The 26,774-nt window shown below is 71.5% G+C and carries 19 protein-coding genes and 1 pseudogene; 10 read left to right on the plus strand and 10 right to left on the minus strand.

Annotated features, from left to right (window positions below; translation table 11 throughout):
• Positions 1-12: 12 nt before the first annotated feature.
• The 4 genes from KHP12_RS33795 to KHP12_RS33810 form a co-directional block, all read right to left on the minus strand.
• Positions 13-438, minus strand: coding sequence for a Fur family transcriptional regulator (locus KHP12_RS33795; protein ID WP_086885712.1), 426 nt, complete (start codon positions 436-438; stop codon positions 13-15).
• 179 nt (positions 439-617) lie between these two features.
• Positions 618-1,490 (minus strand): metal ABC transporter permease, encoded by an 873-nt coding sequence (locus KHP12_RS33800; protein WP_037946098.1) that lies wholly within the window; start codon positions 1,488-1,490, stop codon positions 618-620.
• Between the two features lies 1 nt (position 1,491).
• Positions 1,492-2,322: a metal ABC transporter ATP-binding protein gene (locus KHP12_RS33805; RefSeq protein ID WP_244203369.1), complete on the minus strand. Its 831-nt coding sequence runs from the start codon at positions 2,320-2,322 to the stop codon at positions 1,492-1,494.
• An 11-nt stretch (positions 2,323-2,333) separates the two neighbouring features.
• Positions 2,334-3,320 carry a metal ABC transporter substrate-binding protein gene (locus KHP12_RS33810; RefSeq protein ID WP_086885711.1) on the minus strand — a complete coding sequence of 329 codons (987 nt, stop codon included), beginning with the start codon at positions 3,318-3,320 and terminating at the stop codon, positions 2,334-2,336.
• A gap of 150 nt (positions 3,321-3,470) precedes the next feature.
• Between KHP12_RS33810 and KHP12_RS33815 the strand changes: the two genes are divergently transcribed.
• Together KHP12_RS33815 and KHP12_RS33820 are read left to right on the plus strand one after the other, a co-directional pair.
• Positions 3,471-4,853 (plus strand): glycine--tRNA ligase, encoded by a 1,383-nt coding sequence (locus KHP12_RS33815; RefSeq protein WP_086885710.1) that lies wholly within the window; start codon positions 3,471-3,473, stop codon positions 4,851-4,853.
• A 164-nt stretch (positions 4,854-5,017) separates the two neighbouring features.
• Entirely contained in the window at positions 5,018-5,311 is a 294-nt protein-coding gene (locus KHP12_RS33820) for a hypothetical protein (protein WP_240813108.1), read from the plus strand.
• On the opposite strand, the gene KHP12_RS33825 is transcribed toward KHP12_RS33820, so the two are convergent.
• Entirely contained in the window at positions 5,280-5,762 is a 483-nt protein-coding gene (locus KHP12_RS33825; RefSeq protein ID WP_244203368.1) for a hypothetical protein, read from the minus strand. The genes KHP12_RS33820 and KHP12_RS33825 overlap by 32 nt on opposite strands.
• Positions 5,763-5,811: 49 nt before the next feature.
• Here KHP12_RS33825 and KHP12_RS33830 point away from each other — a divergent pair.
• Positions 5,812-6,042: pseudogene (locus KHP12_RS33830) on the plus strand (response regulator transcription factor); the annotation flags it as partial.
• Between the two features lie 414 nt (positions 6,043-6,456).
• Here KHP12_RS33830 and KHP12_RS33835 read toward each other — a convergent pair.
• The 3 genes from KHP12_RS33835 to KHP12_RS33845 all read right to left on the minus strand — a co-directional run bounded on the left by KHP12_RS33835 (position 6,457) and on the right by KHP12_RS33845 (position 9,699).
• Entirely contained in the window at positions 6,457-7,050 is a 594-nt protein-coding gene (locus tag KHP12_RS33835) for a TetR/AcrR family transcriptional regulator (protein WP_086886463.1), read from the minus strand.
• Between the two features lie 8 nt (positions 7,051-7,058).
• Entirely contained in the window at positions 7,059-8,081 is a 1,023-nt protein-coding gene (locus KHP12_RS33840; protein ID WP_086886462.1) for an aldo/keto reductase, read from the minus strand.
• 148 nt (positions 8,082-8,229) lie between these two features.
• A complete protein-coding gene (locus KHP12_RS33845; RefSeq protein ID WP_208653307.1) occupies positions 8,230-9,699 on the minus strand; it encodes an MFS transporter in 1,470 nt (489 codons plus the stop codon).
• 101 nt (positions 9,700-9,800) lie between these two features.
• Here KHP12_RS33845 and KHP12_RS33850 point away from each other — a divergent pair, with 101 nt between their 5' ends.
• Positions 9,801-10,757: a helix-turn-helix transcriptional regulator gene (locus KHP12_RS33850; protein ID WP_372455247.1), complete on the plus strand. Its 957-nt coding sequence runs from the start codon at positions 9,801-9,803 to the stop codon at positions 10,755-10,757.
• Between the two features lie 261 nt (positions 10,758-11,018).
• Here the strand turns inward: KHP12_RS33850 and KHP12_RS33855 are convergent, their stop codons facing one another.
• Both KHP12_RS33855 and KHP12_RS33860 read right to left on the minus strand, forming a co-directional pair.
• Positions 11,019-12,026 carry a TolB-like translocation protein gene (locus tag KHP12_RS33855; RefSeq protein WP_308016964.1) on the minus strand — a complete coding sequence of 336 codons (1,008 nt, stop codon included), beginning with the start codon at positions 12,024-12,026 and terminating at the stop codon, positions 11,019-11,021.
• A 427-nt stretch (positions 12,027-12,453) separates the two neighbouring features.
• Entirely contained in the window at positions 12,454-13,944 is a 1,491-nt protein-coding gene (locus KHP12_RS33860; protein WP_086885057.1) for an MFS transporter, read from the minus strand.
• A gap of 153 nt (positions 13,945-14,097) precedes the next feature.
• Between KHP12_RS33860 and dusB the strand changes: the two genes are divergently transcribed.
• The 6 genes from dusB (at position 14,098) to ppdK (ending at position 26,680) form a co-directional block, all read left to right on the plus strand.
• On the plus strand, positions 14,098-15,330 hold the full coding sequence (gene dusB, locus KHP12_RS33865; RefSeq protein WP_086885056.1) for a tRNA dihydrouridine synthase DusB: 1,233 nt from the start codon (positions 14,098-14,100) through the stop codon (positions 15,328-15,330).
• 90 nt (positions 15,331-15,420) lie between these two features.
• Positions 15,421-16,659, plus strand: coding sequence for a lipase family protein (locus KHP12_RS52980; RefSeq protein WP_086885059.1), 1,239 nt, complete (start codon positions 15,421-15,423; stop codon positions 16,657-16,659).
• The gene (locus KHP12_RS33875; RefSeq protein WP_086885055.1) at positions 16,656-18,890 is read left to right on the plus strand and encodes a VMAP-C domain-containing protein; all 2,235 of its coding nucleotides are present in this window, start codon (positions 16,656-16,658) and stop codon (positions 18,888-18,890) included. The genes KHP12_RS52980 and KHP12_RS33875 overlap by 4 nt, the downstream gene beginning before the upstream one ends.
• Positions 18,891-18,905: 15 nt before the next feature.
• Positions 18,906-19,868, plus strand: coding sequence for an AAA family ATPase (locus tag KHP12_RS33880; RefSeq protein ID WP_086885054.1), 963 nt, complete (start codon positions 18,906-18,908; stop codon positions 19,866-19,868).
• The gene (locus KHP12_RS52525) at positions 19,865-23,386 is read left to right on the plus strand and encodes an SAV_2336 N-terminal domain-related protein (protein ID WP_210609264.1); all 3,522 of its coding nucleotides are present in this window, start codon (positions 19,865-19,867) and stop codon (positions 23,384-23,386) included. The genes KHP12_RS33880 and KHP12_RS52525 overlap by 4 nt, the downstream gene beginning before the upstream one ends.
• A 567-nt stretch (positions 23,387-23,953) precedes the next feature.
• Positions 23,954-26,680 carry a pyruvate, phosphate dikinase gene (ppdK, locus tag KHP12_RS33890; RefSeq protein ID WP_086885927.1) on the plus strand — a complete coding sequence of 909 codons (2,727 nt, stop codon included), beginning with the start codon at positions 23,954-23,956 and terminating at the stop codon, positions 26,678-26,680.
• The last annotated feature ends 94 nt before the right edge of the window (positions 26,681-26,774 follow it).

The following is a 26,774-nucleotide window of genomic DNA, read 5'->3' on the forward strand; positions in this document are numbered from 1 at the left end:
GGACGGGAATGCTCAGCCCTGGGACGTCTTTGCCGCGGCGCAGTCGCCGCAGGTGCCGAAGATCTCGATCGTATGGGCCACGTCCACGAAGCCGTGCTCGGCGGCGATCGCGTCGGCCCACTTCTCGACGGCGGGGCCCTCCACCTCGACCGCCTTGCCGCAGGCGCGGCAGACCAGGTGGTGGTGGTGCTCCTCGCTGTTGCACCGGCGGTAGACCGCCTCGCCCTCCGTGGTGCGGAGGACGTCGACCTCGCCGGCGTCGGCGAGGGACTGGAGGGTGCGGTAGACGGTGGTCAGGCCGACCGAGTCGCCCCGGTGCTTGAGCATGTCGTGGAGCTCCTGCGCACTGCGGAACTCATCCACCTCGTCCAGTGCCGCCGCCACCGCGGCGCGCTGCCTGGTGGACCGGCCGCGTACTGGGGGACCGGCGGTCGCCACAGCTGCCTCCTCAACCTCGCATGCTCCGTCGCTCTCGGGGCTCGTTCCGCGCCCACTGCGCTTTCTGCCCGGCCATTGTGCCAGTTATCGCTCGGGCAACGGACGAGAGTGATCGGATGGGCGACGGAGCCGGGCATCGGCCGGGCAGGGGACCACAAGCGGTGGCCACGAGCGGTGGACTATACGAGTACATCGTCCCTCAAAGTGCACCGTTCCTCGGCCTCGGCCACCCGCCCCGCGCGTCTTTTCGCCAGGGGCGCGGCCAGGGCCGTGATCACGGCGAAGACGCCGATGGCGAGGACGACGATGCTGGCTCCCGGCGGGACGTTCTTGTAGAAGGAGAAGACCGTGCCGGACAGGGTCACCACGACGCCTATGGTGACCGCCAGCGCGAGCGTCATCGCGAAGCCCCGGGTGGCCTGCTGGGCGGCGGCGACCGGGACCACCATCAGGGCGCTGACCAGGAGCAGGCCCACCACGCGCATGGCGACGGTGACCGTGACGGCCGCGGTGACGGCCAGCAGCAGGTTGAGCGTGCGGACCGGAAGGCCGGTCACCCGGGCGAACTCCTCGTCCTGGCAGACCGCGAACAGCTGGCGGCGCAGCCCCAGGGTGATCAGTACGACGAAGGCGGCGAGCAGGGAGATCGCGACGACGTCCTCGGGGGAGACCGTGGTGATCGAGCCGAAGAGATAGGTGGTGAGGTTGGCGTTGGAGCCGGTCGGCGAGAGGTTGATCAGCAGCACACCGCCCGCCATCCCGCCGTAGAAGAGCATCGCGAGCGCGAGATCGCCGCGGGTCTTGCCGTACCAGCGGATCAGCTCCATGAGGATCGCGCCGAGGGCGGAGACGACGACGGCGGTCCACACCGGGTTGGTGCCGGTCAGGAAGCCGAGGGCGACGCCGGTGAGGGCGACATGGCCGATACCGTCGCCCATGATCGCCTGGCGGCGCTGGACGAGGTAGATGCCGACGGCGGGCGCGGTGATGCCCACCAGGACCGCGGCGAGCAGGGCCCGCTGCATGAAGGCGTAGTCGAGGATCTCGAGCATCTCAGGTCAGCAACCCTGTCCGGATCGGTTCGGCGTCGGGCGCCGCGTGGGGATGGACGTGATCGTGGCCGGGCAGCGCGTGCTGGCCCACGGCCTTGGGCGGCGGTCCGTCGTGGACGACGCAGCCGTCGCGGAGCACCACCGCGCGGTCGATCAGCGGCTCCAGCGGGCCGAGCTCGTGCAGGACGAGCAGGACCGTGGCGCCGCCTGCGACCTGCTCGCGGAGGGTGCCCGCGAGGATCTCCTGGCTGGCGAGGTCGACCCCGGCCATCGGCTCGTCCATGATCAGCAGCTCCGGTTCGCCCGCGAGGGCGCGGGCGATCAGTACGCGCTGGTGCTGACCGCCGGACAGGGCGCTCACCGAGTCCCGGGCGCGGTCGGCCATGCCGACGAGCTCCAGGGCCCGCTGGACGGCCGCCCGGTCGGCCTTGCGCGGCGGCCCGAACCGGCGGCGGGCCAGCCGCCCCGCCGAGACGACCTCGCGCACGGTCGCGGGGACGCCACTGGCGGCGGTGGTGCGCTGCGGTACGTAACCGATCCGCGCCCAGTCGCGGAAGCGGCGGCGGGGGATGCCGAAGAGGGTCAGCTCACCGCCGCTGAGCGGCACCTGGCCGACGATGGACCGTACGGCGGTGGACTTGCCCGAGCCGTTGGCGCCGAGCAGCGCCACGACCTCACTGCGGCGGACGGTCAGATCGATACCGCGCAGCACGGGGCGGCCACCGAGGGTGGCCGTCGCGCCGCGCAGGGATATGGGGTCCGCGGCCCGGTCCTCGGCCGGGTCCCCGGACTCCCCGGCAACTCCGGATTCCCGGGTCTCCTCGGCTTCCATGGCTTCCTCCGTCACTTGGCGCCCAGCGCCTTCTTCAGCGCGTTCAGATTGGCTCGCATGACCTGGATGTAGTCATCGCCCCTGGACTTGGAGCCGATGCCCTCGATCGGATCCAGCACATCGGTCCGCAGATGGAGATCGCCCGCCAGCGTCCTGGCCGTGCGATCGCTCACCAGGGTTTCGAAGAAGACGGTGTTGACCTTGTCCTTCTTGGCGATGGTGTGCAGTCCCCTGACCCGGGCCGGGCTGGGCTCGGACTCGGGGTCGAGCCCGGAGATCGCCTCCTGCCGCAGGCCGTAGCGCTCGGCGAGGTAGCCGAAGGCGGCATGGGTCGTGATGAAGGTGTCCGAAGAACGGCCCTTCAAACCGCTCCGGAAGTCCTGATCGAGCGTGTTCAGCTCCTTGACCAGGGCGGTGGTGTTCTTCTTGTACGTCGCGGCGTGCTCGGGGTCGGCCTTCTCCAGCGCCTTGCCGACGCCCTTGGCCACCTGGGCGTAACGCACCGGATCCAGCCAGATGTGGGGATCGGCGGCCGCGTCGCCGGAGTGGTCGTGCCCCTCGTGCCCCGCTTTCCCCGCCTCACCCTCGCCGCCGTGCCCGTGGTCGCTCTCGACCTCCGTGCCGTGGTCCTCCAACGAGGTGTACGAGGCCGCGTCCGCCACCTGCCTCGGCTCGGCCTGGGTGATGGCCCGGTCGACGGAGGGCTGGAGCCCCTTGAGGTAGACCACCAGACCGGCCTTGCTGAGATCGGCGGTCTGCCGGGGGCTGATCTCCAGATCGTGCGGTTCGACGCCCGGCTTGGTCAGGGAGGAGACATGGACGGCGCTCCCGCCGATCCGCTGGGCGAGGAATTGCATGGGATAGAAGGACGCCACCACATCCAGCTTGCCGTCCGTCCTTCCGTCCCCGGCGTTGGTGGAGCAGGCTGTGAGGGTGGTCAGACCCAGGGCGGCGGCTCCCACGAGGGCGGTCGTGGGCCTGAGGCGGCGTATGTTCATGACTCTCATTTTCAACAAAGATGGAAACGATTGTCAACAACTGTCCTCTTGTTGATCGCTTCGACTACCGATTTGATCCGGGGGGTGCCGCCGCCGGTAACCTGAAGCATTCGCTTCGTCGTCAATGTCGTCATCAATGAAGAGAGCACCGTGGCCGCCGACAAGATCGACACCATCGTCAGCCTCAGCAAGCGCCGTGGCTTCGTCTACCCGTGCAGCGAGATCTACGGCGGCCAGCGCGCCGCCTGGGACTACGGACCGCTCGGCGTGGAGCTGAAGGAGAACATCAAGCGGCAGTGGTGGCGTTCCACGGTCACCTCGCGTGACGACGTCGTCGGACTCGACTCGTCCGTGATCCTGGCCCGTGAGGTGTGGGAGGCGTCCGGCCACGTCGCCACCTTCACGGACCCGCTGACCGAGTGCACCTCCTGTCACAAGCGGTTCCGCGCGGACCACCTGGAGGAGGCGTACGAGGCCAAGCACGGTCGGCTCCCCGAGAACGGCCTGGCCGACGTCAACTGCCCGCACTGCGGCAACAAGGGCAGCTTCACCGAGCCCAAGCAGTTCTCCGGGCTGCTCGCCACCCACCTCGGCCCGACCCAGGACTCCGGCTCGGTCGCGTATCTGCGCCCCGAGACCGCCCAGGGCATCTTCACCAACTTCCTCGCGGTTCAGCAGACCTCGCGCAAGAAGCCGCCGTTCGGTATCGCGCAGGTCGGCAAGTCGTTCCGCAACGAGATCACGCCGGGCAACTTCATCTTCCGTACGCGTGAGTTCGAGCAGATGGAGATGGAGTTCTTCGTCAAGCCGGGCGAGGACGAGAAGTGGCACGAGTACTGGATGGAGCAGCGCTGGAACTGGTACCGGGACCTCGGTCTCCAGGAGGCGAACATCCGGTGGTACGAGCATCCCAAGGAGAAGCTCTCCCACTACTCCAAGCGCACCGCTGACATCGAGTACCGCTTCAACTTCGGCGGCTCGGAGTGGGGCGAGCTGGAGGGTCTGGCCAACCGCACCGACTACGACCTGAAGGCGCACTCCGCGGCGTCCGGCCAGGACCTGTCGTACTTCGACCAGGAGGCCGGCGAGCGCTGGACCCCCTACGTCATCGAGCCGGCGGCGGGCGTGGGCCGCGCGATGCTGGCCTTCATGCTCGACGCGTACGTCGAGGACGAGGCGCCCAACGCCAAGGGCAAGATGGAGAAGCGCACCGTGATGCGGCTCGACCCGCGGCTGGCGCCGGTCAAGGTCGCGGTGCTGCCGCTGTCCCGCAATCCGCAGCTCTCGCCCAAGGCCAAGGGGCTCGCCGCGGACCTGCGCAAGCACTGGAACATCGAGTTCGACGACGCGGGCGCGATCGGCCGCCGCTACCGCCGCCAGGACGAGATCGGCACGCCCTTCTGCGTCACCGTGGACTTCGACACCCTCGATGACAACGCCGTCACCGTGCGCGAGCGCGACACGATGAAGCAGGAGCGGGTCTCGCTCGACCAGATCCAGTCCTACCTCGGTGGCCGTCTGATCGGCTGCTGACCCGGTCCGGGCGCGGTCGCCCGGATGACGGTCCGGGCCGGCGCGCCCGGACCACGGGTACCGGACACATACCCGACGACGGGCTCCGGTGCCGCGGATACGAGATCCGTGGCACCGGGGCCCGTCGACTCGGCAGAACGGGGGGTTCACCAGGCGTGCGAGGCGTGACGCATCACATCACCGCCATCCACGAGGACGGCACGGTCTACGAGGTGAGCTACGGCTACGGTCCGGGGCAACGGCGGCTGCTCGGCTGCCGGCACTGTGACTGGCAGGAGCGGATCACCTACGGCGGCGCCCGGCACAAGGGGCTCGATCACCTCGCCCAGGCGCACGGGGCCCTCGGCTCCCCGCGGATGACCGCCGACGCGGCGGCGCGGCGGCAGGTCGTCCTGATCATGCTGGCCTGTTTCGCGGTGGCCGCGGTCATTGTTTGGTGGGCCGCCTCCCAGGGGTGAGCCGCGGGTCGTCGCGGACGGTCCGCCGCCCCAGGCCGAGCGCCAGCGCCGTGCACAGCGCCGCCAGCGGCAGCTCCGCGCAGAGGGCCATCGCGACCGCCGCCGCCAGCTCCCCGCCCGGCGCGGCCGTCACCGTGTCGAACCACGCGTCCACCACCAGCAGCGCCCCCGTCGCCGCCGCGGTCAGCCGGTGGCGGTCGTCGCCGCGCCGACGCAGCGCGGCGGTGGCGAGCAGCCCGAGCGCCTCGAGGGCGTCCAAGCCCACCCACGCGACGTTCCAGTGGCCGACCCGCGCCGTGGACGGCAGCGTCCGGGCCAGTACGTACAGCCAGGGGACCAGCGCCGCGCCCGAGACCAGCAGCACCGGCTCGGGGCTTATGTGGTTGATCCACGCCGGCCGGGAGCGAGACGTGCTCCGGCCGGGCCGGGCGGGGGCGTACAGAGCGGTCATGGGGCGGGTCTCCTTCCGGACGGCCCGGGGATCGGGCCTGCCCACCAGCCTGGTGCGACGGCACAGCGATCCGCTGGACCGGCTGACCTCGCGCGAGCGGGACGTACTGGAGCTGATGGCGGGCGGGCGGTCGAACGCGGGGATCGCGGGGGCGCTGGTGATCAGCGAGAGCGCGGTGGCCAAGCACATCAACTCCATCTTCGGGAAGCTGGACCTGCCGGTCGCCGAGGCGGACCACCGCAGGGTGCTGGCCGTGCTGCGCTTCCTGGGCGTGCGCTGAGGGGCGCCCCGAAGGGCGCGGGGCCGCGTCGATATGCGGCTTCGCCGTGTGGGCGCGACCGGCCACGACGGCGCCGGGGACGGTCGACGGCAGGCCGGGGCACTTCCAGCGGACTGCTTAGGGGGTGCCGGCGGATCGCACCGCCTGCGGCGGGCTGTTCCCCTCCCCGCCCCTTCCCGATACCAGGGGCTCCGCCCCTGGACCCCGGGGCCTGGGGCGGAGCCCCCGCCCGGGGTTTGGGGCAGAGCCCCGGTCCGGGGTTTGGGGGCGGAGTCCTCGCCCGGGGTTTGGGGCGGAGCCCCGGTCCGGGTCCGGGGTCTGGGGCGGAGCCCCAGTTGTGGGAAGGGGCGGGGAGGGGAACAGCCCGCCGCAGGCAACAGCCCGCCGCAGGCGTCACGACCCGCCGGATACCCCCTAACGGGCCCGCAGCCCGTCCAGCAGCAGCTCGCAGACGGCCGCGAAGGCCGGATCCATGTCCGGGTCCGACCACCGCGGCGCGTAGACGGGGTCGTGGAACTGCGCCGTCGCGTCCCACAGCGCCCGGCCCGTGACACGGGCGTCCCGCATCGTGAACTCCCCGCTCGCGATGCCGCTTTCGACGATCGTGGTGAGCTGGCCGACCATCGTCTCGACATGGCGCGCGGCGATCTCGCTGTTCTCGGTGGCCAGCGCCAGATACGTGGCGAAGAGCTCCGGATCGACGCCCGCCTTACGGCGCTTGGCGGCGAACAGGGTGAGCAGCCAGTCCTCCAGCCGGTCGGCCGCCGGGCCCTTGGCGCGGGCGATCCGGGACAGGCTGTCGTGCTCCTGGTCCAGCCACCGCTCGGTGACCGCCTCGCGCAGCGCCGTCTTGGAGCGGAAGTGGCGGTAGACGCTGCCGTGGCTGACCCCCAGCGCCCGGGCCACGTCCACCACCGTGGCCTTCGCGGGGCCGTAGCGGCGCAGCACGTCCTCGGTGGCTTCGAGGATGCGGGCGGGCGTCAGGGGGGTCTCGGGCGGCGGCGGCATCGGGTCCCTTACTTCTTCTCGCTGTCGAGGGTGGCCATCTGGGCCTCCGGGTAGCGGGCGCCCGCGGCGGCGTCCGCCGGGACGGCCTCCTCGATGGCGGCCAGGTCGTCGGCGTCGAGCGTAACGTCAAGCGCGCCCAGGGCCTCGGCCAACTGGTCGCGGCGGCGGGAACCGACGAGCGGGACGATGGCGGTGGAGCGCCGGACGCCCTGCGCGAGCACCCACGCGATGGCGATCTGGGCGACGCTGACGCCCTTGGCGTCGGCGATCTTGCGGAGCGCCTCCACGAGTTCGAGGTTGCGGTCGAGGTTCTCGCCCTGGAACCGCGGGGCCCTGTTGCGGAAGTCCTGGGCGTCCGTCGTGCGCTCCCGGTTCCAGTGGCCGCTGATCAGCCCGCGCGAGAGCACTCCGTACGGGGTGATGCCGATGCCCAGCTCACGGCAGACGGGCAGGATCTCGTCCTCGATGCCGCGCGCGACCAGCGAGTACTCGATCTGGAGATCCGAGATCGGGGCGACGGCGGCGGCCCGCCGGATGGTCTCGGCGCCCACCTCCGAGAGGCCGATGTGCCGTACGTAACCCGCCTGTACGGCCTCGGCGATGGCCCCGACCGTCTCCTCGATCGGGACGGCCGGGTCGAGGCGGGCGATGCGGTAGATGTCGATGTGGTCGGTGCCCAGCCGCTGGAGCGAGTAGGCGAGGAAGTTCTTGATGGCGGCAGGGCGCCCGTCATAGCCGGTCCAGGTGCCGTCCGGGCCGCGCAGGGCGCCGAACTTCACGCTGGTCAGGGCGCGTTCGCGGTGGGCGGCGGGGGCGGTGCGCAGGGCCTCGTTGATGAGCAGTTCGTTGTGGCCCATGCCGTAGAAGTCGCCGGTGTCGAGCAGGGTGATCCCGGCGTCGAGTGCGGCGTGGATGGTGGCGATGGACTCGGCGCGGTCGACGTCGCCGCCGTACATGGCGGACATGCCCATACAGCCGAGGCCGATCGCGGAGACGTGGGGGCCGGTGGTGCCGAGCTGGCGGTTCTGCACGGGGGTGACTCCTTGGGATTCCGGGGTGGGGCGTCCAAGGAGAGCGTGGCATGTGCGATGACAGATTTCAATATCTGTCATCGCTCGCCAGTCACCCCGTTCGATCGTTCCGCTTGTACTGCTTGTACCGCTTGTTCTCCGCGACCTGCTACGACACCTTGCGCGGCAGCCGCAGGCTCATCAGCAGGGTCAGCGCGATCGCCCCCAGCTGGGCCGCGAGCGTGATGACCAGCGCGTCACCCATGCCCGCCGACGGCCCCAGGGACAGGAAGAGCGTGCCGAGCGTCGCCACGCCCAGCGCCAGCGCCGACTGCTGGGTGGTGACCATCACGCCGCTCCCCACCCCGGCCCGCTCGCTCGGCACATCGGCCAGCACGATCCGGATCAGCACCGGAAGCTGGAGCCCCTGCCCGAACCCGGCCAGCGCGACGCCCGGCAGCAGCCCGGCCAGCGACAGATCCGGCCAGTCCCGCCAGATGGCCACCATCAGCAGCGCGATGCCCACCGCCTGGATCAGCCCGCCCGCGGTCACCACACGGCTGCCGTAGCGGCCCACCAGGCGCGGCCCCATCAGCGAGGCCACGAAGAACGTCGTGGCCATCGGCGCCAGCGCCAGCCCGGCCTCCACCGGCCCGTACCGCAGCCCCTGCTGGAGCGCGACCGCGATGACGAACATGAAGCCGCCGAAGCCGATCGAGAACGGCACCACCATGGCCAGCCCGCGCCGCAGCCCGGGCAGGGCGAACAGGCTCGGCGGCAGCAGCGGCGTGTGCCCCGCGCGGTCCCGGCGTCGCTCCACGACGTAGAACGCGACGGCCACGAACGGGAACGCGCCCAGCCCCAGCCAGGTCCACAGCGGCCAGCCCGCCGCCCGCCCCTCGGTCAGCGGCACCATCAGGGTGATCAGCGACAGCGCCAGCAGTACGGTGCCCGGCACGTCCACCGGCGCGGGCCGCTCCGAGCGGGTCTCGGGGACCGTACGGACCGCGAGAACCAGGCCGATCAGCGCGACCGGCACATTGACCAGGAAGACCGCGCGCCACCCGGTGCCCGCGATGTCCGCGGCCACCAGCACACCGCCCAGGATCTGCCCCGCGACCATGGACAGACCGGCCGTCGCGCCGTACATGCTGAGCGCGCGGGCGCGGCGCGAACCGCTGGTCGAGGAGTGGATCGTGGCCAGCACCTGCGGAAGCATCAGCGCGGCCGAGGCGCCCTGCGCCACCCGGGCGCCCACCAGGCTCCAGGCGTCCGGCGCGAGCCCGCAGGCCAGCGAGGTCAGCCCGAAGGCCGCCATCCCGGAGAGGAAGAGCCGGCGCCGCCCGAAGGTGTCGCCCAGCCGCCCGCCGAGGACCAGCAGCACCGCGTACGCCACGCCGTATCCGGCGACCACCAGCTCCAGTACGGCCGGACCGGCGTGGAGGTCGTGGTCCATGGTGGGCAGGGCCACATTGACGATGAAGAAGTCGATCAGCGGCAGCGCCGCGCCCAGCAGCACGGTGAACAGACCGAGGGGGCTCAGCGCGGGTCCGGAGGAGGTGTGGGTCCGCCCGGGGGTCTTGGCCGCACCCGGGGCGGCGGTTCTCGTTCGTATCGTGGAAATCTGCGTTTCGGTCACGCTTACGAAGATCCCGCGTTGCTCAAGCTGGTACCAGAGTGTCTTTATCCTGGTACAAGAAGTACCTGGCAACCGGCTGAGCCCTCGGGCACCCTGGAGCCATGACCACGATGGTGCACGATGCCACGGCCGGGGCCACGGCCGAGAGCAGGAGCGCGGGGGCTGAGATACGGCGGGGCGAGCTGGCCGCGTTCCTGCGCAGCCGCCGGGAGCGGATCACGCCCGAGCAGGTGGGGCTGCCGCGGGGCCGCCGCCGGCGCACCCCCGGGCTGCGCCGCGAGGAGGTCGCGCAGCTCTCGACCGTGGGTGTGACCTGGTACACCTGGCTGGAGCAGGGCCGCGACATCCATGTCTCGGCGCAGGTCCTCGACGCCATCGCCCGCGCGCTGCTCCTGGACCGCAGCGAGCGCGCCCATCTCTTCGCGCTCGCCGGTGCCATCGATCCGACCCCGGCGAGCGAGTGCACGGGCATTCCGCAGTCGCTCCAGCTCATGCTGGAGCGGCTCGAGCCGTTCCCCGCCTGCGTCCAGAACAGCCGCTTCGACCTGCTCGCCTACAACCGCAGCTACCGGCTGCTGATGTGCGACCTGGACCAGGTGGCGCCGGAGGACCGCAACTGCCTGTGGCTGGCCTTCACCAATGACGAGTGGCGCTCCAGCCTGGTGGACCGGGACGAGACGATCCGGCTGATGGCGGCCAAGTTCCGCGCCGTCATGGCCGAGCATGTGGCCGAGCCCGCCTGGAAGGCGATGGTGAAGCGGCTGGAGGAGGTCTCGCCGGAGTTCCGGGAGATCTGGGCGCGGCATGAGGTGATCCGGCCCGGCGACAAGATCAAGGTCTACCGCCAGTCGCGGGTGGGCATCCTCCGGCTGGCCTCCACCAGCCTGTGGACCGGCCCCCAGCAGGGCTCCAAGCTGCTCACGTACACACCGGCGGACGTGGAGACGCAGGAGCGGCTGGAGCGGCTGCATGCGCTGGCACTCGAGGAAGAGGCCACGACGGAAGAGGCCACGACGGAAGAGGCCACAACGGAGGAGGCGGCCCCGGCGACGGTCTGACCCGCCGGGCGCCGGGGGGCCTCCTCGCGCATTGCGCCTTACGGGGCGTGTCCGGCAGGGCGGATCATTCCCCCTCCCCGCCCCTTCCCGTAACCAGGGGCTCCGCCCCTGGACACCGTTTCCTGGGACTCTGCCCCCGGCCCCCGGCCCCCGGCCCCCGTGGCCCGGGGCTCTGCCCTGGTGAGTTCGCGCGGGCTCCGTTACGGCCCCTCTGTTCGTACGCGAGCGGTGGGCAGCAGGAGGGCGTGGCGGTCGGGGTGATCAGTAGAGGTGGCGGACGAAGACGTCCGACTTGCCGTTGGTGTCGCCGGGCACGATGTCGTCGGCCGTGGAATGGAAGACCACGTCGCGCCCACCGGCGCTGACCGCGTCGGTCCCGGCCGAGGCGGGCTGGTTCGAGACGATCTCGTCGGTGCCCGTCTCCAGGTCGCGCAGCGTGAGCGACGGTCCGTTCGTGTCGTGTGGGGCGTACAGCAGATAGCGGCCGGTGGGATCGATGGCCACGCCCCGCACGTTCGGCACCAGTTGGTCGGCGCCCGAGCGCTCGTCCTGGACGTAGGTGTCGGAGCCCGAGATGTAGACGATCTTGCTGCCGTCCTTGCTGATCTGAACGAGTGTCGCCGCCTTGGCCGGGCCCTCGATCGGGCCGGCGGAGGTGTCGTCGGTCTGGTCCCACACGAAGACGTCCTCCGCCTGGCCGTCCTGGTAGGCCACGAAGCGGCCGTCGCCGCTGATGGACGGCCGGGCCGAGACGGTGTGGCCGAACTCGGTGACGGTCTGCGTGTGGTTGGCCTGCCAGTCCTGTACCTCGATGCGCTGCCGGGACGGCGGTCGGCTGAAGGTGGCGACCTGGGCGATGTAGCGGCCGTCCGTGCTCAGCGACGGCTGGCTACAGCTGAGGCCCGAGCAGTTGATGCCGATCGTGCTTGCCGAGCTCACCCGGGACAGGAAGGTCGTCGTGTCCCTTTGCAACAACCCCCACAGGGCGACATATTGCCCGTCACCGCTGATCACCGGCGGCTGGATCGGTGGGGTGAGGGTGCTCATCAGTGTGGTCTGGCTCGTCCGCTGGTCGCGGACGAACACCCGCTGCCCTGTCGCCGGGGTGGCGGGTGCGAGGTTCTTCGCCGACGACGCGAAGGCGATACGCCGGCCGTTGGCCGTGATCGTGGCGCCGGCGGAGTCGCCGTCGCCCTGGGTGCCGTCGGTCGCGACACTGATCCGCTCGACTCCGGCTCCGCGGTCGCTCGCGGCGCCCGGCACGGTCATGGGCTCAGCCGAAGCGGCTCCGGGCAGCGCCGTCATGACCGCGCAGACCACGACCGTGGCGCCTAAGGCGGCCCGCACACGTCTGGTGGCACTCCGATTCGCGTTTCCCCTCATTTTCCCCCCTAAGGCAGGACATGGTCCTTCTCCCCGGTTCCCCAACCGAGGGCCACAAGCATGCAACCGCGATGGCGCTGTGGGGTCAATGCGTCGCATAACTATCGAGAGGCGCGGTTCCGGTCAGATGAGAGCGGTCGGTTTCGCAGCGCGCAGGGCCGGAGTCTGGGGCGGAACCCCACCACGCGGCGGAGCCCCACCACGCGGCGGAGCCCCACCACGCGGCGGAGCCGCCCATCGATGCTGCGGGAAGGGGCGGAGGGGGCGGCCCGCCGCAGGCGGCACGGTTCGCCGGACGGCCGCCCCCTCGCGCCTATGGCGCCTTCGCGTTCGCCGAGGTCTGCCCCGTCGGCTTGCCCTCCTCGAACAGCGCGGCCGCGTGCCGGGTCGTCCTCTCGGCCCACTGGCCCGTGGTCACCAGCCCCAGCAGCAGGATGACGGCACCGCACGCGGCGATGATCCACCACGCGGGACGGGCCGCGTCCACGAACGACGCGGCGGCCGCGGCCGAGGCGGCGTGCCCCATTCCGCCCGCCGCCGACGCGGCGCCCGCCGCCAGCACCGCGCCGATGACCGCGACACCGAGCGACTGGCCCACCTGACGGCTGGTGGAGGCGACGGCCGCGGCGACCCCCGCCTGGGAGCGGGGCATCCCGGAGACCGCCGTATTGGTGATGGGCGCGTTGACCATGCCGAAGCCGAGGCCGAACAGCACATAGCCGATCAGCAGCCCCGCATCGCTCGCCTGGACGTCGAAGACGGCGAACAGGATCCCGCTGGCCGTTATGGCCACCCCGGCCACCAGCATCGACGGCCGCGGCCCGCGGGCGCCCACCAGCCGTCCGGACAGCGGCGCGCAGACGAAGCACATGAACGCCATGGGCAGCATCCACAGCCCGGCGTGCAGCGCGTTGAGCCCGCGCACGTCCTGGAGATAGAGCGTGTTCATGAAGAGATAGCCGCCGAGCGCCGCGAAGGCGCACACCGCGACGACCGTCGCCCCGCTGAACGGCGCGCTGTGGAAGAACCGCACATCGATCAGCGGTTCCGCGCGCCGCCGCTCGTAGCGGATCAGCGTGAGCAGCCCCAGGGCGGCGATCCCCGCACAGATCGCGATCAGCGGCGAGTCCCAGCCGCGGTCCGGCGCCTCGATGATCGCGTAGGTGAGGGTGCCCAGCACCGCGATGACCAGCAGCTGGCCGACGGGATCGGCCCGGCGCGGCCTGGGGGCACGCGACTCGGGGACGTAACGGGCGGTGAGGAGCAGCGCCGCGAGCCCGACCGGAATGTTTATCCAGAAGATCGAGCGCCAGCCGACGGACTCCACCAGCAGCCCGCCCACGATCGGCCCGGCCGCCATGCTGATGCCGACGACCCCGCCCCAGGCCCCGATGGCGCGGGCCCGCTCCCTGGGCTCGGTGAAGACGTTGGTGATGATCGACATGGCGACGGGGTTGAGCATCGAACCGCCGATCGCCTGCACCATCCGGAAGAGGACCAGCGTCTCCAGATTGGGCGCGAGGCTGCACAGCCCCGAGCCGAGGGTGAAGATCACCAGCCCGGTCTGGAAGGTGCGCTTGCGTCCCACCCGGTCGGCCGTCGACCCCGAGAGCATCAGCAGGGCGGCGAGGACCAGGGTGTAGGCGTCGATCGTCCACTGCATCCCCGAGACGGAGGCGTGCAGATCACTCCGTATCGAGGGCAGCGCGACATTGAGAACCGTGTTGTCGAGGCTGACGAGCAGCAGGCTCATGCAGCAGATCGCCAGCACAAGCATGCGCCGCCGATGGCTGAGCTCACGCATGGTTGAACGCTACATCGATACCGTCGGTGCGGCGGTCAGCACCGCCCTGTCGATCCCTCTCGCGGGTGCGGGACGCGTTCCCTCCCGCGGGTGCGGGACAATAAGAGATCGGCCCCGCCCTCCCACCGTAGTACGCACGAGGAAGCTGATCCCATGACGCAATCGCCGCAGACGCCGCACCCGGAGCGGACGCAGCTGCGGATCGGACCCCATACGGTCCAGCCGCCGGTCGTCCTGGCACCGATGGCCGGGATCACCAACGCTCCGTTCCGCACCCTGTGCAGGGAGTTCTCGGGTGGCAAGGGCTTGTTCGTCAGCGAGATGATCACCACCCGGGCGCTGGTGGAGCGGGACGCCAAGACGATGCGGCTGATCCACTTCGACGGCACCGAGAAGCCGCGCTCCATCCAGCTGTACGGGGTGGACCCGGTGACCGTCGGCAAGGCCGTCCAGATGATCGTGGACGAGGACCTCGCCGACCACATCGACCTCAACTTCGGCTGCCCGGTGCCCAAGGTGACCCGTAAGGGCGGCGGCTCGGCGCTCCCGTACAAGCGGCATCTGCTGCGCTCGATCCTGCGCGAGGCCGTGACCGCCGCGGGCCCGCTGCCGGTGACCATGAAGATGCGCAAGGGCATCGACGACGACCACATCACCTTCCTCGACGCGGGCCGGATCGCCGTCGAGGAGGGCGTGACCGCGATCGCCCTGCACGGCCGCACCGCGGCCCAGCACTACGGCGGCACCGCCGACTGGGAGGCGATCGCCCGCCTGAAGGAGGCCGTCCCCGAGATCCCGGTGCTGGGCAACGGCGACATCTGGTCCGCCGACGACGCGGTCCGGATGATGGGCGAGACGGGCTGTGACGGCGTGGTCGTCGGGCGCGGCTGCCTGGGGCGGCCCTGGCTCTTCGGCGACCTGGTGGCCGCGTTCGAACCGGGCGGCGGGGCGTCGGTGCCCGGCTCCGGCGTGTCGGTGTCCGGTCCCGGCGCGTCGGTGTCCGGCTCCGAGACCCCGGGGTACGCGCGGCCGACGCTCAAGGAGGTCGCGGCCGTGATGCGCCGCCACGCCGAGCTGCTCGCCGAGTGGCTGGAGGACGAGGAGCGCGGCGTGATCGACTTCCGTAAGCATGTCGCCTGGTACACCAAGGGCTTCTCGGTGGGCTCGGAGATGCGCAAGCGGCTGGCGATCACCTCGTCACTCGCCGAGCTGGACGCCCTGCTGGCCGAGCTGGACCTGGACCAGGAGTGGCCCCCCGGCGCCGACGGCCCGCGCGGCCGCACCTCGGGCCGCAACCGCGTGGTGCTGCCCGACGGCTGGCTGGACGACCCGTACGACAGCGCGGGCGTCGGCGCGGACGCGGAGCTCGACACCTCGGGCGGCTGAACCCGGTAGTCCGGGGGTCACACGGGGTCATCACCGGTTAAAGTGATGGGCTCGTGGTCGCGGTGGGATCTGGACGATCTGGGGGGATCGGTGACAAGCGTCGTCTTCGTCCACGGCACGGGGGTCCGGGCCAAGTCGTACGAGAAGAGCTTCGCACGGGTCATGAGCGGCCTGGGGCGGGTGAGAGCCGATGTCCGGGTCGCCCGCTGTTTCTGGGGCGAGGAGCACGGAGCCTCGCTGGGGCTCGGCGGGGCGTCGCTCCCGGTGCGCACCAAGAACCGCGGCGTCGGCGGTGACGGCGCGCTGGACGAGGACGATCCGCTGGCCGTATGGGCGCTGCTGGAGGTGGATCCGCTCGCGGAGCTGCGGGAGTTCGCGCAGGCGGCGCACGACGACGGCGAGGAGACGGGCTTCGCGCCCGGCCGCGTCGACCCCTGGGAGACCGTCGCCGACACGGTGCGCGGGCTGACGCTCGCCGGCACCGGGCAGACCGGTGGCGGTCTGCCCCGGCTCGTCGCGGATCTCGCGCCGCATCTCGACGAGGCCGCCGACCGCGTGGCCGACGAGATCTCCGGCAGCCTGGGCGGCAGCTCGCCCGCCGACGGCATCGAGCCCATCGCGGCCCGCGCCGTGTACGCCCTGGCCGTCCAGCTGGCCGAGGGTCCGTACGGCGACGACGAGCCGCTCGCGGTGGACGGCGCCGACCGCGACGCGGTCGTCGGCGCGCTCACCGATCAGCTGGGCGGCGGTGACCGGGGCGGATTCGTCGCCGGTGCCGCGAAGGGCGTCGCCGTACGGGCGTTCAACGCCTACGTTTCGCCGTTCTCCTGGCTGGCCCAGGCCCAACGGGGCCGGATCACCAAGGGTTCCGTCCCGGCCAGTGGCGACATCCTCCGCTATCAGGTGCGCGGCGCCGGGGTGCGCGCCGCGATCCGGGCGGCGGTGCGCGACGCGGTCGAGACGGGGGACGGCCCGGTGGTGCTGCTCGCCCACAGCCTCGGCGGTATCGCCTGCGTCGATCTGCTCGCCGAGCCCGATCCGCCCGCCGGGGTGGAGCTGCTGGTGACGGTCGGCTCCCAGGCGCCGTTCCTCTACGAGCTGGACGCGCTCACCGCGCTGCGCCGTGATGAACCGCTGCCCGGCGCCTTCCCCCGCTGGATCAACGTCTACGACGAGCGGGATCTGCTCGGCTTCGTCGGGGAGAAGGTCTTCCCCGGCCGGGTCACCGATCTGCGCGTCAACACTCGCCAGCCCTTCCCGCGCGCCCACACCTCGTACTTCGCCCATCAGCGGCTGTACGACCTGCTGGCCCCGGAGCTGCCGAAGTGACAGCGGTGGAGCACGACTGGCGCCGCACCCACGCCGTGATCGTGGCGGTCGAGCAGTACAGCGGCGGTGATGGCTGGACCCTCGACGGCCCGGTGAACGACGCGCTCGCGATGCGGACGTGGCTGACCGGGCTGGGCGTGCCGCCGGAGAACATCCGCCTGCTGGCCTCGCCCACGGAGGGGAACAAGGCCGCCGTGGAAGCGGCGGACCGCGACTACCGCCCGGCGGACGGCCCCACCATCCGTCAGGTCTTCATGGAGGAGCTGCGGTCCCTCGACGCGGACCGGCTGTGGATCTACTGGGCGGGGCACGGCGTACAGGCCCCGGGAGGCAGCTGGAGCCTGCTGTACCCGGAGACCCGGGACCGGGACATGCGGGGTCTCGACGCGCTGAACCTGATGACGCTGCTGCGCACCGAGCATCTGCCGAAGTGGGGCGTGGACCGGGTCACCGTGGTCATCGACGCCTGCTGGCAGGCCCTTCCCCTCCGCACCCACCTGATGATCGCCGAGCCGGAAAAGCTCACCAAGAGGCCGGTGATCAACAACGCCCGCGAGATCTACTGGATGCGCGCCTGTCAGCCCGGGGCGGTGTCCAAGAACCAGCAGGGCGCGGGCCTGTTCACGTCCGTGCTGTTACGGCAGCTCGAAGCGGCCTCCGCCGGCGGCGTGGCGCCGGACCTCGACCGGGTGTGGCAGGGGGTCCAGGACGAGTTCGAGCGGCTGGGCCGGGAGGAGGGACTGCGGCAGTTCCCGACCGTGCACATCAGCAGGGGAGACCGGAACGGTGAGGACATCCCGCTCGGCCCGCCCCCTTCGCCGCTGGACGAGCAGCAGCGGCGGGAGCGCGCCAAGCTGATCCACGCGATCGGCGCGCTGCTGGGAGAGCGTCCCGGACGCGCGGCGGAGGTCGTCGTCGGGCTCTGCGAGCAGTTCGCCACCGACCCGCCCGCCACGACGCCTCCCTCGGCCGAGGAACTGGTCGACTGGGCGCTGGAGAACCCGCACGGCATCGTCACCCTCTTCGCGGAGCTGAGCGCGCAGGCCCCGGTCCGTACGGAGATCCGCAAGGCGTGCCACGTGCTCCAGAACCAGTGGCTGACCCGCGCCGAGCACGCGGAGCTGGTCGGGCTGCTGGAGCGGCTGGGCCGGCGGGGGCGGCACGACTTCGCCGAGGTCGCCCGCGAGAAGTACCCCACCATGGCCCTGCCGTCCCTCGACCCGGCCGCCCTGGTCGACGACCTCGAAGCGGTGCTGCTCCCTCCGCCGAAACAACTCCCGCAGCTGCTGCGTGTCGTGGAGCACTTCGCCGCGCTCTGCGGGGGAGCGGTCGCGGGAGAACTGCAAGCGTGGTCGCTGGAGTGCGCCAAGCGGATCGATCTCGAGGGCCAGCTGCACGAACGGCGCGGTGAAGCGCAGGAACACGCCGAGCGCGTACAGGCCGACCCGGACACCGTCACGGACCAGGGGGCACCTCCCGGCGGTGGCTGGGGGAGCATCCAGATACGGCTCCACGCACCGAGCGGGGACGGGCAGCGGCGCGCCTATGAGGTCTGGTCGCGGCGCGGTGACAACGTCAACTCCCTGGCGAAGGCCGATACCCCCGCCTCGCTGGAGGAGATACAGCGCGGCCTCGATCGCCTCCTGGGCGGGCATGCCCGCACCCATGACACGCTGGTGGAGTTCTTCGTGACCCCCACCGACCTGGAACTGGCCGTGCACCGCTGGCAGCTCGACGCCGAGGGGCGGCTGGAGCGCTCGCTCGGCACGGAATATCCGGTCGTCGTGCGCTGCGCCGAACTCCGGGAGCACCAGCGGCATCTGTGGGAGCGGCGCTGGGAGCGGGTCGGTACCGCGGGCACCGAGGATCTGCACTGGCTGTCCGCCCACTATGAGACGTTCAAGCAGGTCAACGGCGACCTCCAGGGCCAGGAGGACGCTCCGGGCGTGGTGCTGACGTCCCCGGTGCGGGCTCGTTCGGAGGTCTTCAACGCCTGTCTGTTCGGCGGCGTGCCCGTCCTCATATGGCATGGCGAGGCGGAGGGCGCCGCCGCGCAGGCCGAGTTGGAGACCCTGCTCCGCACCGAACGGCTGCGGTCCCTGCCTCAGCATCTGCGCAAGCTCCGGTCGGCGAGCGAGGCCGACGCGAGCCACCACGGCCGCCATATGGCCCTTCTGTGGGACGATCCGCACCGCCCGCTCCCCGACCAGCTCGACCTGTCCGCACCCTGAGGAGAGACGAAGAAGATGGCACAGGACTGGAGGCTCTTCCAGGGCGGCGACACCCGGCCCCACAAGGTGGAGACCTGGCCCCCCGCCCCGCCGTGGCGGCGCTTCGGCGATGACGCGCGGCGCCGGGACACGGAGCGGCCGCTGCCGTATCTGATCTCCGACGAGGACCGCGACGTCGTCAACATGGCGCTGCATCTGCACCGCCCGCTGCTGGTCACCGGCCGGCCAGGCACCGGCAAGTCGACCCTGGCCCACGCCATCGCCCGCGAGCTGATGCTGGGCGAGGTGCTGCACTGGCCGGTCAACAGCCGCTCCACGCTCACCGAGGGCCTCTACTCATACGACGCGGTGGGCAGGCTGCGCGAAGCCTCCCTCAAGCGGCGCGCCGACGAGACCGCCGGGACCGAACCGGACATCGGCGACTATCTGCGGCTCGGCCCGCTCGGCACCGCGCTTCTTCCGGCCCGCACACCGCGGGTGCTGCTCGTGGACGAGCTCGACAAGGGCGATGTCGACCTGCCCAATGACCTCCTTACGGTCTTCGAGGAGGGTGAGTTCGAGATCCCGGAGCTGGCCCGCCTGGGGGAGGGGAGGACGGTCCATGTGCAGTACGCCGGCTCCCGGGAGAAGGTCGGGATCACCAGCGGCTGGGTCAGCTGCTCCGTCTTCCCCGTCGTCGTCATCACCAGCAACGGTGAGCGCGAGTTCCCCCCGGCGTTTCTGCGCCGCTGCGTCCGGCTCGACCTCAAGCAGCCCGACGAGGCGCAGCTCCAGCGCATCGTCACCATGCATCTGGGCGAGGAGGTCGGCGCGCGGGCCCAGGAGCTGATCGCCGACTTCGTGTCCCGGCGCAACGAGCGGGAGCTGGCCACCGACCAGCTGCTCAACGCGGTCCGGCTGCGCTCCTCCGGGGTGCGGGTCGACCAGGACGTCCTCGACAAGCTGTTCCGCTCGCTGAACGAAGTCGACGCGCAATGATCGAGCGGCTGTGCGCCCTGCTGGAGGACGCGGGGGTCGAGCTCTCCGAGGTGGAGCTGCGCGACGTCCTGTGGTTCGCCGCCACCACCGCCCCGGCGCGCGGCGAAGGGGACGGCGACGAACCGGCGCCGTCCCGGCGTTCCGCCGCTCCCGCCTCCGGCGCGGCCGACGGCGAGGACGAGGCGAAGGGCGCCCAGCGGCAGCTCCCCGGGGCGCTCACCCCCGGCGAACCCGAGCCAGGACCCCTCGTCCCCGCCGGGCTCTACGCCCCCGGCGCCGCCCGCCCCGCCGCGGCCCGCCCGGCGCGTGCCGTCGGCGTCCGGGGCGTCCGGGCGCTCCCCGGGACGCGCCGGCTGTCCCGCGCGCTGCGGCCGCTGCGGCGCAGCGTGCCGTCGCGCACGTCCTTCCGCGTCGACGAGACCGCCACCGCCGAGTGGATCGCCGAGACCGGTCTGCCGGACGTGGTGCTGCGCCCCCGCCCGGAGCGCTGGCTGAGCGTCGCGCTCATCGTGGACGACGGCCCGTCGATGGTGCTGTGGCAGCAGCTCGCCGCCGAGGTGCGCGGACTGCTGGAGCGTCAGGGCGCCTTCCGCTCCGTACGGACCTACGGCCTGGACAGCGCCCAAGAGGACCGACCGGTGCTCAGGGCGCGGCCGTACGCCCCCGGCGCCCCGCGCCGCACCGCCCGCCAGCTCACCGACACCTCCGGCCGCACCGTGATGCTGGTCCTCTCGGACGGGGTGGGCCCGGGGTGGCGCGGCGGCGCGATTCCGCGGCTGCTGCGCCGCTGGGCCCGCCACTCACCGGTGGCGGTGCTCCAGCCGCTGCCCGCGCGGATGTGGCCGGAGCGCGGTATGCCCACCCAGCGGTTGCTGGTCGACGCGGGCGGCCGCGAGGGCGCGCCGGGCCGCGCCCTGTCGGTGCGCCATCCGGTGCTGCCGCGCGGCCTGGTGTCGTACGAGGGCATGACACCGGTGCCCGTGCTGGAGCTGGCCGAGGGCGAGCTGGGCGCGTGGGCGGCGCTCACCGGTACGGGCGGCGGCGGTGAGCCGCTGCCGGTGATGCTGCTGGACGGCGCGGAGAAGCCGGTGGCCGCGCGGGCCACGGCCCAGGTCCCCGAGCCGAGCGCCGAGGAGCGGCTGCGCCGCTTCCGGGGCGCCGCCTCGCCCGAGGCCCAGCGCCTGGCCGGGGCGCTGGCCACGGTCCATCCGCTGACCCTGCCGGTGATGCGGCTGATCCACCAGGCGGGCGCGGGCCGTGGGGAGCGCTTCCACCCGGCGCAGCTGGCCGAGGTGTTCCTGGGCGGGCTGCTGCGCAGACGGGAGGGGAGCGCGGAGGAGTACGAGTTCCACCCCGGCGTCGTGGATCTGCTGCTGGACGCGGTCCGGACGTCGGACGCGCTGGAGACGGCGGCGCAGGTCACCGAGTTCCTGCTGCACCGTCAGGGCAGCGGCCCCGAGTTCCGCGCCCGGCTCTCGGGCGACCACGGGGACTCCCGCGTCGCCGAGGAGGCCCTTCCGTTCGCGGCGGCCTCACCGGAGCTGCTGTCGCGGCTCGGACTGCTGGAGGACGCGGCGGAGGAGGAGCCGCCGCTGGAGCGGCAGGAGCCCCCGCGGCAGCCGCCCGAACCGGCCACCCCGCCCCCGACCCGCGAGGTCCCGCCCCGGTCCTACACCTCGGAGCGGGTCCAGCCGCTGATGATCGCGCTGGTGCGGCGGCTCGCGGCGGACAACGGATTGCCGAGGGGGGTGCGCTACCAGGTCGACCAGGTGCTGGACAACGCCGACGCGCGGAACGAGGAATCCGGCTGGTGGGGCGTGCGGTTCCTGCCCAACCTGGCCTATGAGCTCGTCAGGGCCGGATGGAATGCGTACGCCGAGGAGCTGAAGGAGGCGGCGCGGGAGCAGATCGCGGGGCTGAGGTCCGCTGAGGACCTCGAATCCCGCAACCTCCGTGGGCATTTGGCGATCACCCTGAACAAGCTCGGGGAGCGCGACGAGGCGGAGCGCGAGCTGCGGGCGGTGGTCGCGGTCTCGGCGCGGGTGCACGGCGAGGAGCACGACTACACCCTCTTCGCCCGCAGCTACCTCGTGGACCTGCTCCACGACGCCGGGCGGCTGGAGGCGGCGGCGGAGGAGTCCCGCACGCTGCTCGAGGCGTGGAACCGGCGGGAAGGCGGCGACCATCGGGCGGAGGTCCTGTCCCGGCGCCAGGTCTACGGGCGGGTGCTGGTGGACCTCGCGCGCGTGGAGGAGGCCGCGCGGGAGTTCCGGACCGTGGCCGCCGGGCGGCGGGAGCTGGACGGCCCCAGGCATGCCAGGACCGTGACCCCGCGGGTCTGGCTGGCCGTCGCGCTGCGCAGGCTCGGGCTGTACGACGAGGCCGAGGCCGAGCTGCGGTCGGTGGTCGAGGACTGCCGCTCGGCGGAGTCGGACGTGGACGACGCGCTGCTGACGGCGGAGTTCGCCCTCGGCGAGCTCTTGGACACCAGACAGCGCAACGAAGAGGCCGAGGCGCTGTGGCGGGAGTTGGTCGAGCGGACCTCCGCGGGCCTGAAGCCGTGGAACTGGCGGATCCGCCGTGCGCGGCGCAACCGCATTCACCGGCTGCGCGCCCTGAGCCGGTACGCCGAGGCGGAGGCCGAGCTCGACACGCTGGTGGAGGAGACGGTCGGCACGCTCGGGAAATGGCACGACGACTCGCTCATCGCCCAGCGGCTGCGCGCGTTCGTCCTGGAGGACCAGGGGCGGTACGACGATGCGCGGCCGATCTACCGCGAACTCCTGGAACAGCAGATCCCGGTGTTCGGGGAGGACCATTCCAACGTCCTGAGCACGCGCTACTGCCTGGCGACCAGCATGCGGCTGGCGGGGCTGAACGAGGAGGCGCTGGCGGAGTACACCGAGGTGCTCGACGACTGGCTCCGCGTCGTCGGACCGGATAACCAGTCGACCCTCATGACCCGGGGCGGCCGGGCCAGAACCCTGGCCAACCTGGGACGCCGGGAGGAGGCCGAGGCCGAATACCGCGTGGTCGTGGAGGGGGAGGCCCGGGTCCTTGGCCGGGACGCCCCGCTCGCGCTGACGACACGTCTGAACCTGGCGGCGCTGATGCGCGATCAGGATCGCTATGAGGAGGCCGAGGCGGAATTCCGCCAGGTGGTCGAGGGGCGCGTCCGGGCGCTGGGCGCCGAGGCCGAGGCGACGCTGGCCGCGCGGCACAGCTGGGGGTACGTGCTCAACAAGCTCGGCCGGTTCGCGGAGGCCGAGCGGGAGATCCGGGAGACGATCAGGGGGCGGCTCCGCGTGCTGGGCCCGGAGAACACCGGAACCCTCTGGACCCGCCACAACCTCGGCATCACCCTCAAGGGCCTCGGCCGCCTCGACGAGGCGGAGGCCGAGTGGCGGGCCGTGCTCGAGATCTGCGAGCGCGTTCTGGGCGACGAGCACAACTGCACCGTGAAGACCCGCGAGGCCCTCGCCGGGTTGCGGGAGCCCGGGGACGACCAGGCGTCCTGAAATATGGCGCGATCCATTCGCTGAGGACGGCGGTCCCCGGCTCCCTGATGCGAAGCGGGGCCGCATCAGCCGTATCAGGGGACCGCGGAGGTGCTGCCCCTCGTCATTCGCGGAGGTGGTCGTCCCCTCTTCCCGGCGTGTCGCTCATCTGAGCGTGCCCCCTCTCGTTGTATCCAAAAGGCGAGACAATGGGCTGTGACAAGGCGTGATTCTCGCCACTCTGATCGGGTCTTCGCTCAGATGAGCGGCAACCGAGAGGTGAATCGGTGGCATCCCGCTGTGCTCACCTCTCCAATGCGTGGCACTCAGTGCCACCTACTTGATGTTCGACACCTCGAACCATCGGTTACGTATAGTGAAATTCCAAGCGTCCATCACGGGCGGAGGGTGGGTGTGTGTTCGAGGCTTGAAGACATCTCGTAAGGGTCTCGTTCGGGCGCCGCACTTTCGAACACGTGGCAGGCGGGTGGTTACAGCCGTATGACGGTGGAGTGGACCTGCTCAGGGGCCTTTGATCTGGGTACGCTCCCCGCCGTCAGGGCAGCCGAGCCGAGGAGATCGAGTCCCGTGCCGGAAACACAAGATCAGCAGAAGTTCGTTTACGACTTCACCGAGGGCAACAAGGATCTCAAGGACCTGCTCGGCGGAAAGGGAGCCAACCTCGCCGAGATGACCAATCTCGGTCTCCCCGTGCCACCGGGCTTCACCATCACCACCGAAGCCTGCAAGGTCTACCTGGACAGCGGTGCGGAGCCCCCGGCCCTGCGCGACGAGGTGAGTGCGCACCTCGACGCGCTCGAAGCGAAGATGGGCAAGAAGCTCGGCCAGGCGGACGACCCCCTCCTCGTATCCGTACGGTCCGGCGCCAAGTTCTCGATGCCCGGGATGATGGACACCGTCCTCAACATCGGCCTCTCGGACCAGTCCGTGGCCGGGCTTGCCGCGCAGGCGGGTGACGACCGGTTCGCCTGGGACTCCTACCGGCGCCTCATCCAGATGTTCGGCAAGACCGTGCTCGGCGTGGACGGCGACCTCTTCGAGGAGGCCATCGAGCAGGCCAAGCACGCCAAGGGCGTCACCGTCGACGTGGACCTCGACGCCGCCGACCTCAAGAAGCTGGTCGGCGAGTTCAAGGACATCGTCGCCAAGGAGACCGGCCGGGGCTTCCCCCAGGAGCCGCGCGAGCAGATGGACCTCGCCGTACGAGCCGTGTTCGACTCCTGGAACGGCGACCGCGCCAAGCTCTACCGCCGCCAGGAGCGCATCCCCCACGACCTCGGCACCGCGGTCAACATCTGCTCCATGGTCTTCGGCAACCTCGGCCCCGACTCGGGCACCGGCGTCGCCTTCACCCGCGACCCGGCCAGCGGCCACCAGGGCGTCTACGGCGACTACCTCCAGAACGCCCAGGGCGAGGACGTGGTCGCGGGCATCCGCAACACGGTGCCGCTCGCCGACCTCGAGCAGATCGACCAGCGGTCCTACGACCAGCTGATGCAGATCATGGAAACCCTCGAGACGCACTACAAGGACCTGTGCGACATCGAGTTCACCATCGAGCGCGGCAAGCTGTGGATGCTCCAGACCCGCGTCGGCAAGCGCACCGCCGGGGCCGCCTTCCGGATCGCCACCCAGCTGGTCGACCAGGGGCTGATCGACGAGGCCGAGGCGCTGCGCCGGGTCAACGGGGCGCAGCTCGCGCAGCTGATGTTCCCGCGCTTCGACCACGAGGTCGCCTCCGGTGACACCGTCCAGAAGATCGGCCGGGGCATCGCCGCGTCCCCGGGCGCCGCCGTCGGCAAGGCCGTCTTCGACTCGTACACCGCCGTCAAATGGTCGCGCTCGGGCGAGAAGGTCATCCTCATCCGCCGCGAGACCAACCCCGACGACCTCGACGGCATGATCGCCGCGGAGGGCATTCTGACCTCGCGCGGCGGCAAGACCTCACACGCCGCCGTCGTCGCCCGCGGCATGGGCAAGACCTGCGTATGCGGCGCCGAGGAGCTCGAGGTCGACACCAAACGGCGCCGGATGACCGTCCCCGGCCGGGACGGCAAGGACGGGATCGTGATCGAGGAGGGCGACGTCGTCTCGATCGACGGCTCCTCCGGCAAGGTCTACCTCGGCGAGGTGCCCGTCGTGCCCTCGCCGGTCGTGGAGTACTTCGAGGGCCGGATGCACGCGGGCGCCGACGAGGCCGACGAGCTGGTGGGCGCGGTGCACCGGATCATGGCGTACGCGGACCGAGTACGCCGACTGCGCGTACGGGCCAACGCGGACAACGCCGAGGACGCCGCCCGCGCCCGCCGGTTCGGCGCCCAGGGCATCGGGCTGTGCCGCACCGAGCACATGTTCCTCGGCGAGCGCCGGGAGAAGGTCGAGCGGCTGATCCTCGCCCACACCGAGGAGGAGCGGGACACGGCGCTCGGCGAGCTGCTGCCGCTCCAGAAGAACGACTTCGTCGAGCTCTTCGAGGCGATGGACGGGCTGCCGGTCACCGTCCGGCTGCTCGACCCGCCGCTGCACGAGTTCCTGCCCGACATCACCGAGCTGTCGGTGCGCGTCGCCCTCGCCGAGTCCCGCAAGGACCACAACGAGAACGATCTGCGGCTGCTCCAGGCCGTGCACCGGCTCCATGAGCAGAACCCGATGCTGGGCCTGCGCGGGGTGCGGCTGGGCCTGGTCATTCCGGGGCTGTTCGCCATGCAGGTGCGGGCGATCGCCGAGGCCGCCGCCGAGCGCCTGGGCGCCAAGGGCGACCCGCGGGCCGAGATCATGATTCCGCTGGTCGGCACGGTCCAGGAGCTGGAGATCGTCCGCGAGGAGGCCGAGCGGGTCATCGCGGAGGTCGAGCAGGCCCGGGGCGTGGACCTCAAGCTCACCCTCGGCACCATGATCGAGCTGCCGCGCGCCGCGCTGACCGCCGCTCAGATCGCCGAGTCCGCCGACTTCTTCTCCTTCGGCACCAACGACCTCACCCAGACCGTCTGGGGCTTCTCCCGCGACGACGTCGAGGCCAGCTTCTTCACCGCCTACCTGGAGAAGGGCATCTTCGGCGTCAGCCCGTTCGAGACCATCGACAAGGACGGCGTCGGCTCCCTCGTCCGCGCCGCCGCCCAGGCGGGCCGCGCCACCCGCCCCGACCTCAAGCTGGGCGTCTGCGGTGAGCACGGCGGCGACCCGGAGTCCGTCCACTTCTTCCACGAGGTGGGCCTGGACTACGTCTCCTGCTCCCCGTTCCGCATCCCCGTGGCCCGCCTGGAGGCCGGCCGCGCGGCGGCGAACGGCCGGTAGCGGCCGGTGAACCGGTAGCGGCCGGTAAGACCACCGGAGTCGGCGCCGGGAACACCCACCCTCACCCCCGGCGGCGGCTCCGGATCTCAAAGGG

Source organism: Streptomyces asiaticus (assembly GCF_018138715.1).
Classification (GTDB): Bacteria; Actinomycetota; Actinomycetes; order Streptomycetales; family Streptomycetaceae; genus Streptomyces; species Streptomyces asiaticus.